14 protein-coding genes are annotated in these 12,741 nt (G+C 69.0%); 9 read left to right on the top strand and 5 right to left on the bottom strand.

Features of this window, described 5'->3' with window-relative positions; translation table 11 throughout:
- Positions 1-23 precede the first annotated feature (23 nt).
- From QHF83_RS33430 to QHF83_RS33420, 3 genes are read right to left on the bottom strand one after another with little or no spacing between them, the layout of a single operon-like run.
- A complete protein-coding gene (locus QHF83_RS33430) occupies positions 24-1,025 on the bottom strand; it encodes a dipeptidase (RefSeq protein ID WP_282422067.1) in 1,002 nt (333 codons plus the stop codon).
- Between the two features lie 25 nt (positions 1,026-1,050).
- Positions 1,051-1,980 carry a hypothetical protein gene (locus QHF83_RS33425; RefSeq protein WP_282422066.1) on the bottom strand — a complete coding sequence of 310 codons (930 nt, stop codon included), beginning with the start codon at positions 1,978-1,980 and terminating at the stop codon, positions 1,051-1,053.
- The gene (locus QHF83_RS33420; RefSeq protein WP_282422065.1) at positions 1,980-2,498 is read right to left on the bottom strand and encodes a peptidylprolyl isomerase; all 519 of its coding nucleotides are present in this window, start codon (positions 2,496-2,498) and stop codon (positions 1,980-1,982) included. Before QHF83_RS33420 ends, QHF83_RS33425 begins: the two co-directional genes overlap by 1 nt.
- 103 nt (positions 2,499-2,601) lie before the next feature.
- On the opposite strand from QHF83_RS33420, the gene QHF83_RS33415 reads away from it, so the two are divergent.
- Positions 2,602-3,744, top strand: coding sequence for a THUMP domain-containing protein (locus QHF83_RS33415; RefSeq protein WP_282422064.1), 1,143 nt, complete (start codon positions 2,602-2,604; stop codon positions 3,742-3,744).
- Positions 3,745-3,762: 18 nt separating this feature from the next.
- Positions 3,763-4,545, top strand: a complete 783-nt coding sequence (locus QHF83_RS33410; protein ID WP_282422063.1) for a GNAT family N-acetyltransferase — start codon at positions 3,763-3,765, stop codon at positions 4,543-4,545.
- A 19-nt stretch (positions 4,546-4,564) separates the two neighbouring features.
- Here QHF83_RS33410 and QHF83_RS33405 read toward each other — a convergent pair whose 3' ends face one another.
- Complete coding sequence (locus QHF83_RS33405) at positions 4,565-5,578, bottom strand: NAD(P)-dependent alcohol dehydrogenase (protein ID WP_282422062.1); 1,014 nt, start codon at positions 5,576-5,578, stop codon at positions 4,565-4,567.
- Positions 5,579-5,931: 353 nt separating this feature from the next.
- On the opposite strand from QHF83_RS33405, the gene QHF83_RS33400 reads away from it, so the two are divergent.
- From QHF83_RS33400 to QHF83_RS33390, 3 genes are all read left to right on the top strand, one after another.
- A complete protein-coding gene (locus QHF83_RS33400; protein ID WP_282422061.1) occupies positions 5,932-6,528 on the top strand; it encodes a hypothetical protein in 597 nt (198 codons plus the stop codon).
- Between the two features lie 225 nt (positions 6,529-6,753).
- Positions 6,754-7,317 carry a hypothetical protein gene (locus tag QHF83_RS33395; RefSeq protein ID WP_282422060.1) on the top strand — a complete coding sequence of 188 codons (564 nt, stop codon included), beginning with the start codon at positions 6,754-6,756 and terminating at the stop codon, positions 7,315-7,317.
- 97 nt (positions 7,318-7,414) lie between these two features.
- Positions 7,415-8,875, top strand: a complete 1,461-nt coding sequence (locus tag QHF83_RS33390; RefSeq protein ID WP_282422059.1) for a VWA domain-containing protein — start codon at positions 7,415-7,417, stop codon at positions 8,873-8,875.
- Positions 8,876-8,887: 12 nt separating this feature from the next.
- On the opposite strand, the gene QHF83_RS33385 is transcribed toward QHF83_RS33390, so the two are convergent.
- A complete protein-coding gene (locus tag QHF83_RS33385) occupies positions 8,888-10,285 on the bottom strand; it encodes an aminopeptidase P family protein (protein WP_282422058.1) in 1,398 nt (465 codons plus the stop codon).
- Between the two features lie 61 nt (positions 10,286-10,346).
- Here QHF83_RS33385 and QHF83_RS33380 point away from each other — a divergent pair, with 61 nt between their 5' ends.
- From QHF83_RS33380 to QHF83_RS33365, 4 genes are read left to right on the top strand one after another with little or no spacing between them, the layout of a single operon-like run.
- Positions 10,347-10,787, top strand: a complete 441-nt coding sequence (locus QHF83_RS33380) for a hypothetical protein (protein WP_282422057.1) — start codon at positions 10,347-10,349, stop codon at positions 10,785-10,787.
- Between the two features lie 26 nt (positions 10,788-10,813).
- Complete coding sequence (locus QHF83_RS33375) at positions 10,814-11,416, top strand: hypothetical protein (RefSeq protein WP_282422056.1); 603 nt, start codon at positions 10,814-10,816, stop codon at positions 11,414-11,416.
- Positions 11,417-11,433: 17 nt separating this feature from the next.
- Positions 11,434-11,958, top strand: coding sequence for a hypothetical protein (locus tag QHF83_RS33370; RefSeq protein ID WP_282422055.1), 525 nt, complete (start codon positions 11,434-11,436; stop codon positions 11,956-11,958).
- 20 nt (positions 11,959-11,978) lie between these two features.
- Positions 11,979-12,560, top strand: a complete 582-nt coding sequence (locus QHF83_RS33365; RefSeq protein ID WP_282422054.1) for a hypothetical protein — start codon at positions 11,979-11,981, stop codon at positions 12,558-12,560.
- The last annotated feature ends 181 nt before the right edge of the window (positions 12,561-12,741 follow it).

Raw genomic sequence — 12,741 nt, 5'->3', positions numbered from 1 at the left:
CCCGTCGCCCGCGCTTTCCCCCGTCAGGGCACTTCCGCCAGGACCCGCATCGCATTTCCCCGTAGGATCTTTCCGATCGTCTCGGGCCGCATCCCCGCTTCGAGGAGCGCGTCCGTGAGCAACGGCAATCGCGCGGCGTCGCAAAGATCGCGGGTCGGCACGATGAAGCCGTCCCAGTCCGATCCGAGCGCGGGCGTATCCTCGCCGCAAACGTCGATGATGTGTTTCAGGTGCTTCACCACCGGCGCGAGCCCGTCTCCGCCGAGGAACTGCGGGCAAAAGATGACGCCCACGACGCCGCCCTTGTCCGCGATGGCGCGGAGCTGGTCGTCGTCCACGTTGCGCCAGTGCTGGAACGCGCCGATGACCCCGGTGTGGCTGACGATCGGCGGGCGTTTGGCCATCGCGCACGCTTCGAGAAACCCCGTGCGATTGATGTGCGCGAGGTCCACGACGACGCCGAGCGCCTCGCAAGCGGTCACGACTTCGCGGCCGAACGGCGTGAGCCCCGCATCGTCCTTGCGCCCGCGGCCATACGCCGGATAGCAGAGCTCATTCCGGCTGAAATGGCAGAGGCCGAGGTAACGCACGCCGCGTCGCGCGAAATGCGCGAGTTTGTCGAGTGAACCTTCGAGCGCGTGTCCGCCCTCGATGCCGAGGAGCGCGCCGACCTGCCCGCGCGCCCGCGCCGCCTCGATCTCGGCCGCCGTGCGCACCTTGGCGAGGCGGTGCGGCGCGCGCGAGATCTGCCCTTCGAGCGCGTCGATCTGCTCGTCGATGACCCGCGCGAGCCCGTGCCGCTGGCCGATCGGCAGCGAGACGAGCCCAAAAAACTGCGCCCCCATCCCGCCCTCTTTCATGCGCGGCACGTCGACGTGCCCGCCGAGCGCGGCGAGCGGGAGCGGCGGATCATGGCGGGCGTGCAGGTCGTAGCCCACCCAGCGCGACCACATCAAGCTGTCGGCATGCAAATCGATCGCGGGGTAGAGGTCGTGGAGCGCGCGCGCTTCGGGGGAGCCGTGCATGGCGCGCCGAGGATAGCAGAAATCCCTAGCGCCGGGACCAACCCCCGACCCCGAAGCCGGGATGCGACTGCAAGAACTTCACGACGGCGACGGGCGGGGTCGACCAGGGCGCGAATCGCTCGGGCATCCATTCGCTCGGTACGATGACGCTGCGCGTGTACCCGCTCCAGAGGCCGTCGCTGCACGCATAACAATCCTCGCGCGCGAACTGCGCGTCGACGCGGAGCCCGCCGCGCTCGCCATACACGGGGAAGATTTGCACGAGATCGGGCAGATCTTCGTGTTTGCGCGCCTCCTCCGGATCCATGTCGCCCTCGTCGAGCATGGGCTCGGCGCGCCGCGCGAGCGCCTCCTTGCTCGGCAGATGGTGCATGAGATCGATCTCTTTGCCCGCCTCCGCGTCCCACAGCTTGAAGCTCGCCACGGTGTTCCCGTGCGCGCCGCACGAGTAAACGTACACGTCCTCGTGCACGAACAGATACGGCCCGACGCTGCCGAGGAGCTCGACGTGATGCGAGAGCTCGCCCACGCCGGCGCCGTCGTCGCCGGGATCCACGATCACCTGCCGCGCCACATCGTCGCGCGGCGCGAGCCACGCATGCGTCACGATCCCCGGCTCGAGGTTTTCCGGGGGCGTGCCCTCCTCGCAGCCGCCGAGCTTGACCTCCGCCTCGCGCTCGCGCCAGACGAGCTCGCCGCGGCTCGTCGCAATCACGATCCCCGGCTCTTCGCCGAGCACTCGCCCGTCGTCCGCCACGCGATACGTCGTCTTCGGCCCGTCGCCCTGCTTGCCCCAGAGCAGGACCTCGCCATCGGACTCCGCCTCGGGAGGCGCGGCGCGAGGCCCCGCGGCGAGGTCGACGGCAGGCGCCGCGGCCGGGCGATTTCCGCCGCAACCCGAAGCGAGCACGACCCACGCCGCGAGGAGGGCGAACGGGCGAGCCGACAAGGACATCAGGCGCCTTCGACGACGACGCGGTTCATGCGGACGGGCGTGAGGGGCCGATCGTCGCCGTCGGTGCGGGTCTTCTCGATCTGGCGCACGACGTCCAGGCCCTCGACGACGCGGCCGAAGACGGGGTGCTTCGAGGGGCCGGGCGTGAACCAGTCGAGGTAATCGTTGTGCACGGTGTTGATGAAGAACTGGCACGAGCCGCTGTTCCGCGCGCCGGTGTTCGCCATGGCGAGCGTGCCGGGCTCGTTCGAGATCTTGGCGCCTTCCGGATGCTCGTCCTGAATCGTCCCGTGCGGCGCGTCACCCGTGCCCGCGATCGGGCTCTTCGGGTTGCGGCTGTGCGGACAGCCAAACTGGATCATGAAGTTGTTGATGACGCGATGGAAATGCAGACCGTCGTAAAAGCCGTCCTTCGCGAGCTTGATGAAGTTATTCGCCGTGATCGGCATCTTGTCGACGAAGAGCTCGACCTTGATGTTGCCGAGGGAGGTCTCGAGGAGCGCAGTCGGATTTGCCATGGGCGCGGAGCGTAGGCCCTCCGGGGCGAGTTCGGCAAGGGGGACGGGCACGAACAACCTCTTGCGCGAAGGGCTGTACAAGCGTACGCCCCGGACCGACGACATGCGAACCGAGCGGAAGAACCGGGGCGAGGTGATGCGCTTCTTCGCGACGGCCGCGAAGGGCACGGAGGGCGCGCTGCGCGACGAGCTGCGCGAGGCGCGCTTCCGCGAGGTGCGCGCGGATCGAGGCGGCGTGCACTTCGAGGGCCCCATCGAGGAGGGCATGCGCGCGTGCCTCGAGCTGCGCATCGCCGTGCGCGTGCTCGCGCTGCTCGCCGAGTTCGAGGCGGAGACGGGAGAGGCGCTCTACGAGGGCGTTTCACGCGTGGATTTCAGCCCGTACGTAGATCCGCAGCGCACGCTCGCGGTGCGCGCGGCGTGCAAGGACAGCCGCCTCACGCACACGCAGTTCATCGCGCAGAAGACGAAGGACGCGATCGTCGATCAGCAGCGCAAGCAGCTCGGCGCGCGATCGAGCGTGGACCTCGACGACCCGGATCTCGGGGTGTTCGTGCACGTGGTGCGCGATCGGGCGAGCCTGTATGTGGATCTCTCGGGCGAGTCGCTGCACCGGCGCGGCTACCGCAAGCGCATCGAGGAGGCGCCGCTCAAGGAGACGCTGGCGGCGGCGATCCTGCGTCTCTCCGGCTGGGACCGGCAAAGCCCGCTCGTGGACCCGATGTGCGGCTCGGGGACGATCCCGATCGAGGCGACGCTCTGGGCGCGCGACGTGGCGCCGGGGCTCTTGCGGGAGCGGCACGGCTTCGAGCGGTGGCCGAACCACGACGAGACGCAGAAGAGGCGCATCACGGACATGCGCGAGGCCGCGCGGGCGCGGGTGAAGAGCGAGGGGCCGTTCGTCGCGGGGAGCGACGTGTCGCCGCAGGCGATCGAGACGGCGAAGCAAAACGCGAAAGCCGCGGGCGTGCGGCTGCATTTCTCGCGCGCGGACGTGCGGGACGTGGAGCCTCTGGAGCCGCCGGGGTTCATCGTGACGAACCCGCCGTACGGGGAGCGTTTGTCCGGAGGAGAGGAGCTCTACCGGGGGATGGCGGAGGCGTTTCGGCGGTTGTCGGGGCACACCGTGGTGCTGCTCGCGGGGACGCCGGAGATCTCGCGGGCGATGCGGATCCGGCCGTCGAAGGAGATCACGGTCTGGAATGGTCCGATCGAGTGCCGGTTGTTCTCGTATTCGATACGGTGATGGTGACAAGGAGCGACCATGAGAACCGCTGAGGAGCTCTCCCGAATCGAAGAAGCCCGACAGGTGCAGGCCTTCGCCTCCATCGCGCCCGAATCCATCCGCGTCGCCGGCGGGATCGCCTGCTTCGCCGCGCCGGGATCATGGTGCAACGTCGTCATTGGAATCGGCCTCGCCGGGCCGGTCAAGGCCGAGGAGCTCGATCAAATCGAGGCGTTTTACGAGGGCCGCGGCGTTCCGATCCGGATGGAGCTGTCGCCGTACGTGGATCCGGGGCTGCTCTCCATGCTCGCCGCGCGGAAGTTCGTGCTCACGCGGTTCGAGAATCTCCTCGCGCGGGAGCTCCCCGCGGACGAGGATCCCGTGGCCGGCGCGGCGCTGCCCGCCGGGATCGTGGTGCGAAAGGTTTCGCCGGGCGAGGAGGTGCGGTTCATCGAGGTGTCCAGCAGCGGCTTCCGGCCCGAGGGCGAGCCCATGTCGGAGGCGGATCTGGAGGTGAGCCTGCGCCAGATGCAGAACCCGCGATCGATCTGCGTGATGGCCTGGGCCGGGGACCAGGCGGTGGGCGCGGGGAGCGCGGAGGTGCGGGGCGAGGTCGCGGCGCTGTTCGGGACGAGCGTGCTGCCGGCGTGGCGGAGGCGCGGCATTCAGCAGGCGCTCATCCGCGCGCGGCTCGCGGAGGCGCGGGCGCGCGGCGCGACAGTGGCGACGATCGGATCGCTCCCCGGCGAGCCCACCGAGCGCAACGTGCAGCGGGTGGGCTTCCGGGTCGTCTGCACGCGCGTGCACCTCGAACGAGCGTGACGCGCGCTCGGCTGCCGCTTCAGAATCGCAGCACGATCTTTCCGAAATGCCCGCCGCTCTCCATGTAGGTGAGCGCCTCGCGCGCCTCGCCGAAGGAGAACGTCTTCTCGTCGATCGCCGGACGGAGCCCGCCCGCCTCGATCGCGCGGGTCATCGCCTCGAACATCACGCGCGAGCCGACCATGATGCCCTGCAGCCGGAGGTGCTTCATCAGGATGGGCAGCACGCTCATCTCCTGCGCCGCGCCTCCGAGCACGCCGATCACGCTCATCGTGCCCGAGATCCGCGTGGCGCGCATCGAGCGCGTGAACGTGCCCGCGCCGCCGACCTCGATCACGTGGTCGACGCCCACGCCGCCCGTGAGCTCGAGGGCCTTCTTGTCCCAGTCGGGCGTGGTCTTGTAGTTGATCGTGGCCCACGCGCCGAGCGACTTTGCGCGCTCGAGCTTCGCGTCGCTGCTCGACGTCACGATCACGCGCGCGCCGGCGAGGCGGGCGAATTGCAGCGCGAAGATCGACACGCCGCCCGTGCCTTGCACGAGCACCGTATCGCCCGGAGAAACCCTGCCGGCGAAAAAAAGCGCATTGTACGCTGTCACGCCCGCGCAGGGGAGGGTCGCCGCTTCCTCGTCCGAGAGGTGCGCGGGCACCTTCACGACGCCGGACTCGCCGGTCACGAAGAGCTCGGAGAGCACGCCGGGCAGGGGGCCGCCGAGCGTCGTCTTGAGCTTCTCGGCGTCGAGCTCGCCGTCCTGCCACGCTTGCGTGAAGATGGGGCAGACGCGGTCGCCTTTCTTCAGGCGCGTCACGGAAGAGCCCACCTCCACGACCTCGCCGACGCCGTCCGAGAGCGGAACGAGTGGGAGCGGCTGGCGGGGATTGTATTGGCCCCTGACCATCATGAGGTCGCGATAGTTGAGCGACGCGGCGCGCATGCGAATCACGACCTGGCCGGGCCCGGGGGTGGGATCGGGCAGCGTGACCTCGGCGAGGGAGCCGAGCCCGAACGAGCCCTGAATGACGATTGCCTTCACGAAGACCTCCTCCGCCCGCCCGTTCCACGGTCTCGGGGCGGCGTCAACCCTCGGATCGAAAACGACCGATCGCGGGGCCTCCGCGGGACCGATCGGACGTTCTGCGACATATCATTGCTGCAACGCTCCCGGTGCATGGGACATATTGCGTCCGCGCATGATTCGCAGAAGCCGTCTTGGATGCGGAAGCGGAACACCTGATCGCGGACTTCCCATGTTCAGGTGGGACATTCTTCGTCGCATCGACCCCCAACGAGGGGCAGCATTCGAATCACGTTCGTGATAAATACCAATTCGTGATGTCGGCCTCGGGGGGGTCGACATTCCGGAGCGGTGCCCACGGGAGGATCCCCATGGAGAAGGTCTCGCTGACGTACTTCGTCGACTTCGTGCTGAGATCCGGGACACCCAAGCTGACCGGCGTCCGCGAATACAAGGAACGCAAGGACGAGCTGAGCACGGATTTTTATCGTCCGATCCGGGAAGGCATCGTGGCCATGCACCGGCGGGGCGAGTGCGAATCCGTCCTCGACACGGTCATCGCGATGCAGACCGACGAGAAAAGGCGCCGTATCTATCCTCACGTCGCCGCCGGATACCGGAAGTTCTTGGCATCGGGTGACAAGCGCTGGTTCGAGCCTCCCCACGGCGCAATGAAGCTCGGCGACCTCGAGATCAACCTGAACCCCGAGGTTGGCTTCGTGATCGACAAGAAGCCGCACCTCGTCAAGCTGTATTTCCGCCAGGAGCCGCTCGCCGCGAAGCGCAGCGCCGTGGCCCTCGCGCTGCTCACGAGCGGCCTCTCGCGCCTCTATCCGAATCACGTGATCACGATGCTCGACGTGCCACGCGCGAAGCTCCACACCGCGAAGGACCTGCCGAATCCGCGCCTCGAAGTGCTGCTGCGCGGCGAGGCCGCCGCGTTCTCCACGATTTACGAAGCGCTTTGACGCGAACTTGCTTTCGCAGGGGTGGTCGCTCGACTTTCCGGCGAGCGTCGATTTCCCCGCTGGATCGCGTCGACCTGGACGAATCGGCCCCGCTGTAGGGGTCCGCACGGACATTTTTCGTCAGGGGAAATCTGCCATGGCCCATCGGCGCGAGGGGATCCGTGGTATGGAAGCCTGTGCCGGTACGCATACGGCAGCTTGGCGTAACGATGTGGCGGAGGGATCATGGATAGAATCTCGTTGACGGGATTCGTCGACTTCGTGCTCGAAGCTGGCGCAGGCGGCGTCGCGGATCCGCTGAAGGAGCGCAAGGGAGATTCGTCCCCCGATTATTATCACCCGCTTCGCGACGCGATCGTGGCGATGCATCGCGAGGATCAGTTGCCCGTGACGCTCGACGCCGTGGTCGCCCGCGAGACGAGCGAGAAGAAGCGCCGCGTGTTCGCGCGCGCCATCGAGGGCTACCGGCGCTTCCTCGAGACGGGGACGATGAAATGGTTCGATCCACCGCGGTCCCGCTATCGCATGGGCGCGCACGAGGTCGACGTGAACCCGGAGCTCGGGCTCGCGATCGACGAGACGCCGCACGTGATCAAGATGTACTTCCGCGGCGAGCCGCTCACGCCGCGCCGCACGAGCGTGATGCTGAGCCTGCTCGCGGGCCGCCTCGGTCGCATCTGCCCGGGGCACGTATTCGGGGTGCTCGACGTCCGCCACGGCAAGCTGCACGCCGTGAGCACGCCGGAAGAACGCTTCGGCATGCTGCGCGCCTCGAACGAAGGCCGCTGACGCCCGCGCCCGCCGGGATGGATCTTCCCGGGCCGTGGTACGTCTGAACGGGTCCCGCGCGCGCCCTCCCCGCGCCGCGCCCGAGCGAGGTCCCCCGATGAAGGTCCAAAGCGTCGCCCTCCTGAGCGCCCTCGGCATGCTGGTGTCCGGTTCGTCCGTCTACCTCCTCGCCCCCGCGTCCTCGGGCGCCACGACGCTCGGCGCAGCCCCGGAAGCGCATAACGGCGACGTCGCGCCGGCGACGACGGCGCCGGAGGCCGCCGCGACCTTCAGCACGGGCACGACGCTCCACATGGAGGGCCGGCTCGGGCACGGGCGGCTCGAAAAAGGCGGGACACGGACGACGTACGTGATGGTCGAGGTGCACGCCGACGGCGCCGAGGATGGAAAGCGCGTCGCCGAGAACCACCTGGCGATCGTGATCGATCGTTCGGGCTCGATGAAGGGCGACAGGCTCCCACGGGCGCTCGCCGCCGCGAACGCGGCCGTCGATCACCTCGAAGACGGCGACCGGGTCAGCGTGATCTCGTTCGACACGCGGCCCACGACCGACGTCTCGATGACCACGGTCAACCCCTCGACCCGCCAGGCGATCCGGTCCGCGATCCAGAACATCTCGCTCGGCGGCGACACGTGCATCTCGTGCGGGATCCAGGCCGGCGTGGAGGAGCTTCGGAAGAGCGAAGGCGCGGCCGATCGGATGATCGTGCTCAGCGACGGCGACGCGACGGCCGGCGTGCGGGACGTGCCGGGCTTCGAGTCGATCGCGCGGTCGGCGCGGGACGCGGGGATCGGCGTGAGCACGATCGGCGTGGGCACGTCGTACAACCAGAAGATCATGGGCGCGATCGCGCTGCACTCGGGCGGGCGCCACCACTTCATCGAGGACGCGGCCTCGCTCGAGCGCGTCTTCCTCGCCGAGGCCGACAAGCTGCGAAAGACCGTCGCGGTTTCGGCCTCCGTGACGGTCGATCTCGCCGAGGGCGTCACGCTCGAACGCGTGTTCGATCGCTCGTTCACCCGGAACGGGCAGCGCCTCACGGTCCCGCTCGGAAACTTCTCCGCGGGTGACACGAAGACCCTGCTGCTCGAGCTGCGCGTGCCCGCGGACGCCGAAGGGATCACGCCCGTGGCCGACGTGCGGCTCGGGTTCGACGATCGGAAGGCGGGCGGGAGAGGTTCGTGCAGCGGCAAGCTCGACGTGCGCATCGGCGCGGACGGGGAGGCGGGCTCGGAGCTCGATCCGATCATCGCGACGCGGATCGAGCGGACCCGGACGGCCGACACGCTCGACGCGGTGAACGAGCTCCTCGAGCAAGGTCGCACGGAGGAGGCGGAGGCCAAGCTCGCGGAGCAGGAAAAGACGCTGCGCGAGGTGACCGAGCGGGCGAGGCGCGCGGCCGGAGGGACCAAAGGCGAGGCGCTCGCCGAGGATCTGGCGGCGCAGACGAGCACGATCTCCGGCGCGAAGAAGGACGTCGCCGCGAAGCCCAAGGGGATCGACAAGGCCCGCGCGCAGCGGAAGTACGTGGAGGCGGCGAATCCGTACCGGGAGTAAGGGGATCTGGGGTCAGCCGCGCATCGCGGCCTCGACCTCGGACGCGTCCTTCGGGACGAGCGAGGTGAGCACCTCGGGCTCGCCGTTCGTGCAGAGGACGTCGTCCTCGATGCGGATGCCGCGCACGTCGGCGTAACGCGCGAGCACGTCGCGGCGGAGATCGTCGCCGACCGCGCCGACGTACCGTGCGTCGCGGAGGATCGCCGGGACCTGGTAAAACCCGGGCTCGATGGTCACGGCCATGCCGGGTTCGAGGTCGCGATCGAGCCGGAGGTAGCAGTCGCCGAAGGACTTCGAGCGGCTGCGGCCGGGCGCGTAGCCGGCGCGATCGCCGAGGTCTTCCATGTCGTGCACGTCGAGCCCGATGAGGTGACCGATGCCGTGCGGGAAGAAGATCGCGGCCGCGCCGCGCTCGAGCAGGCCGCTCGGATCGCCGCGGAAGATCCCGAGGTGGCAGAGGCCTTCCACGATGATGCGCTTCGCGGTCTCGTGGACCTCGCGGTAGCGGACGCCCGGACGAACCTTGGCCACGGCGGCGCGCTGGGCCGCGAGCACGACGTCGTAGAGCGCGCGCTGCGTGGGGGAAAACGTGCCCGAGACGGGCCAGGTGCGCGTGATGTCGCCGGCGAAGCCCTCGGGCGTCTCGCCGCCCACGTCGGCGAGCAGAAGATCGCCCGCGGCGAGCGTGCCGTGGTGGTGCTCGTTGTGCAGGACCTCGCCGTGAATCGTGACGATCGGACCGTAGGCATCCTCGAAACCCTCGCGGCGCAGCGAGCCGATCATCACGCCACAGACCTCGGCCTCGGTGCCGCCCGGACGCGTCGCCCGCATGCCTGCGAGGTGCGCGCGCGCGCTCGCTTGACCCGCGGCGCGGAGCTGCTCGATCGCCGCCTCGTCGTGGCGCAGGCGCAGGCCGATCATCGCCTCGGCGAGCGCGGCGTCGGGGCCGCCCGCTTCGAGTTTGTCCCCGCCCGAGGCCGTGATCACGCGGCCGAGCTTGGCCGAGAGCCACGCGGCGCTCGGCGCATCCTCGGTCGGGAGCGTGGCCACGGGCGCGCCGAGATCACGCAGGACCACGTCCACGTCGGCGAGCGCGCGGACCTCGTCGACGGCGTGCGTCTTGCGGAGCTCCTCGAAGGACGGGCGCGGCCCGTGCCAGAGCGCGTCGCCGTCGGCTTCGGGCTCGGCGAACAGGATTTGCCGGTCCCGCGTGACGAGCAGGGCCGCGCCGGGGATGTGCTCGCCGACGAGGTACAGGAAGTGGCTCTTGGCGCGGAACGGGTAGGTGTTCGCGCGGTACTGGCGCGCCGGGGGCAGGCCGGCCGCGAGCAGCGCCGGGTTCGGCGAGCGCTCGGCGAGGGCGCGGCGGCGGGCGACGAAGACCGAGGAGGGGGTGCGCGGGGAGAGCATGGATCCGAGTATAGCCTCGCCTTGAAGCGGCCAGGGAAAACGGCTAGAAACGCGCCCCATCATGAAATTCCTGGCTTCCCTCGCTCTTTTCGCTTCGGCCCTCGCCCTCGGCTGCGCCTCGACGCAGCCGCCGACCGACGGCTCGGCCCCCACGGCCACGGTCCCCGTCGAGCCGGCGCCCACGGCCGCCACGACCGAGGTTCCTCCTCCGCCTCCCGCGGACACGCCCACGAACACGGAGGCGCCCCCGCCCGTGGAAAAACCCGCCGGCAGGCTCGCGTTCCAGGCGTGCTCGGAGGAGTCGCGCAAGGCGGCGGGGTGTACCAAGGACCTGCGGCCCGTCTGCGGCGAGATGGATAACGGCATCCGCTGCATCAAGGCGCCCTGCCCCTCGACGACGCCGCGCACGTTCTCGAACGCGTGCACGGCCTGCGTCGAGCCGAAGGTGAAAGGGTACTGGCCCATGTCCTGCGAGGACATGAACAAGCCCACGGCGCCGTGAACCCGGGCGACGAAGGAGGGGAAATCGTGCGAAACACAAGGGGACGCGGGCCCTTTCGGGGGTTCGTCACGGCGGCGCTCACGGGGTTCTCCGTCGTGCTCGCCTCGGTCGGCGGGGGCTGCCAGAGCGACACGGCGTCGTATTGCGCGTCGCGCTGTGATTGCCAGGGGTGCAGCCAACGCGACACCGAGGACTGCACGGACGACGTGGAGGACGCCGAGCGCCTCGCGGAGCACGACGGCTGCGCGGCCGAGTATTCGAATTACATCACCTGTTACGTCGATGAAGGAACGTGCAACAATGGCGCGTTCATCTCGTCGAGCTGCGCGGCCGCGGTGGACGCGCTCCGGGGTTGCTCGATTCGATCGGCGGCGTTCATCAAGACGGCCTGCCAGGAAGAGCGCGCGAAGCGCGAGTCCTGCGGGCTCAGCGGGGGCGGCGCCTCCCCGTGCACGGGCGGAGACGAGTGCTCGGCGTACTGCGCGCTCTCGGCGAGCTGCGACGATCTGTCGAACCCGCAGCCGGATTCACCCTACGTCAATTGCGTGGTCGCCTGCTCGAACCCGGGATCGGGCGCCGGCGGTGGTTCGAGCTCCGGTGGTGGTTCGAGCTCCGGTGGTGGTCCGTGAGGGGGAGGAGGACACGGATGGAAACGAAGAATCGACCGCTCGCGAGGCTCGGCGCGTGGCTCGCCCTCGGCGCGGGTCTCGTGTCGTTCGCCGGCTCGGCGGGCGGCTGCAGCCCCGGGGCCTCGGACATCTGCGACATCAAGTGCGCGTGCGAGGGTTGCACCGAGGCCGAGCGCGACGATTGCGTCGGCGAAATCGAGAGCACGGTGACGCTGGCCGAGAGCAAGGGCTGCACGGAGCAGTACGACGCGTGGCTCGTGTGCGTCGAAAAAGAGGCCGAGTGCCGGGACGGCGAGAAGTTCGCGTTCGACGGCTGCGACATCGAAGAGGACGCGCTCGCGGATTGCGGCGGCGGCAATCAGTGCAGCGCCGCGGCGAAGAAGCTCTGCGACGAATGCAACTTCGTGTGTGCCGAGCCGGACCCGGACAAATGCACGGGGAAGTACGCGTGTGAATCGGCGTGCATCGTGAACGCGTCGTGCACGGAGATCGCGAGCCCGACGCCGGGCGGCACGTTCGACATGTGCATGAAGGGGTGCTGAAGCGCCCGAGGGATTCCGCCATGCGCTCTCTCTCCGTGTCCGCGCGGCTCGCGTGCCTCGCCGCCTCGATCGCGTTTTTTTGCGTCGGTTGCGGCGGCAAGGTGGTCATCGACCGCGAGGCTCCGCCCGACGATCCGCCCGATCTCACGCCGCCTCCGTGCGGCCGCGACCCGCTCGGCGCGCCTGCGCCCGGCGACGCCATCGGGCTCCTTCGTTATGGTTTCACCGCGCAGTGGCGGGGGATGGCGAAGACCCCGGCCGGCTGGGTTCCCTACGAGGAGTATCCCGTCGAAATCACGTTCGACGCGCTCGGGCGGTACGAGGCGATGTGCCTGTTCGAGGAATGTGCGGCGTTCTATTACGGGACGTCCCAGCCCGTCCCCGAGCAGACGTACGAGATCGCCGGCCTCGTCGAAGACGGTACGGGCATTGGTAAGATCCGCATTTCCTTCGCGGGCACGTCGGGCAGCGTCGAGACGGGCGACCTCACGGAGATTCGCCTGAGCCAGGACCTCGGGCAGCTCAACTTTGCTTTTTTCCCGTCGTGGAGTGGGAAGGACGTCGAGGCCGTCAGGTACGAGCTGCGGTGCGTGGCGGAGTGAAAGGTCGCGGGCGCGCGGGGCGGTGGGTTCGAGACGTATATGCAGGAGTGCTAGCACTACTGCGGGACCTTCATCCACCTCTGCGCGGGCTCGAGCGGGTCCTGGGTGGGGTTGTGTCGTTTGTTTCTTACTTTGTCCTCCAAATCTTGCGCCCGGTTTGCCCAGGTACTTGAAAGGTTTG

Origin of the sequence: Polyangium sp. 15x6 (assembly GCF_029960785.1) — a bacterium.
Lineage (GTDB): Bacteria > Myxococcota_A > Polyangia > Polyangiales > Polyangiaceae > Polyangium.
The sequence above is the reverse complement of the archived record's forward strand: the minus strand, read 5'-3'. Positions and strand labels throughout refer to the sequence as shown.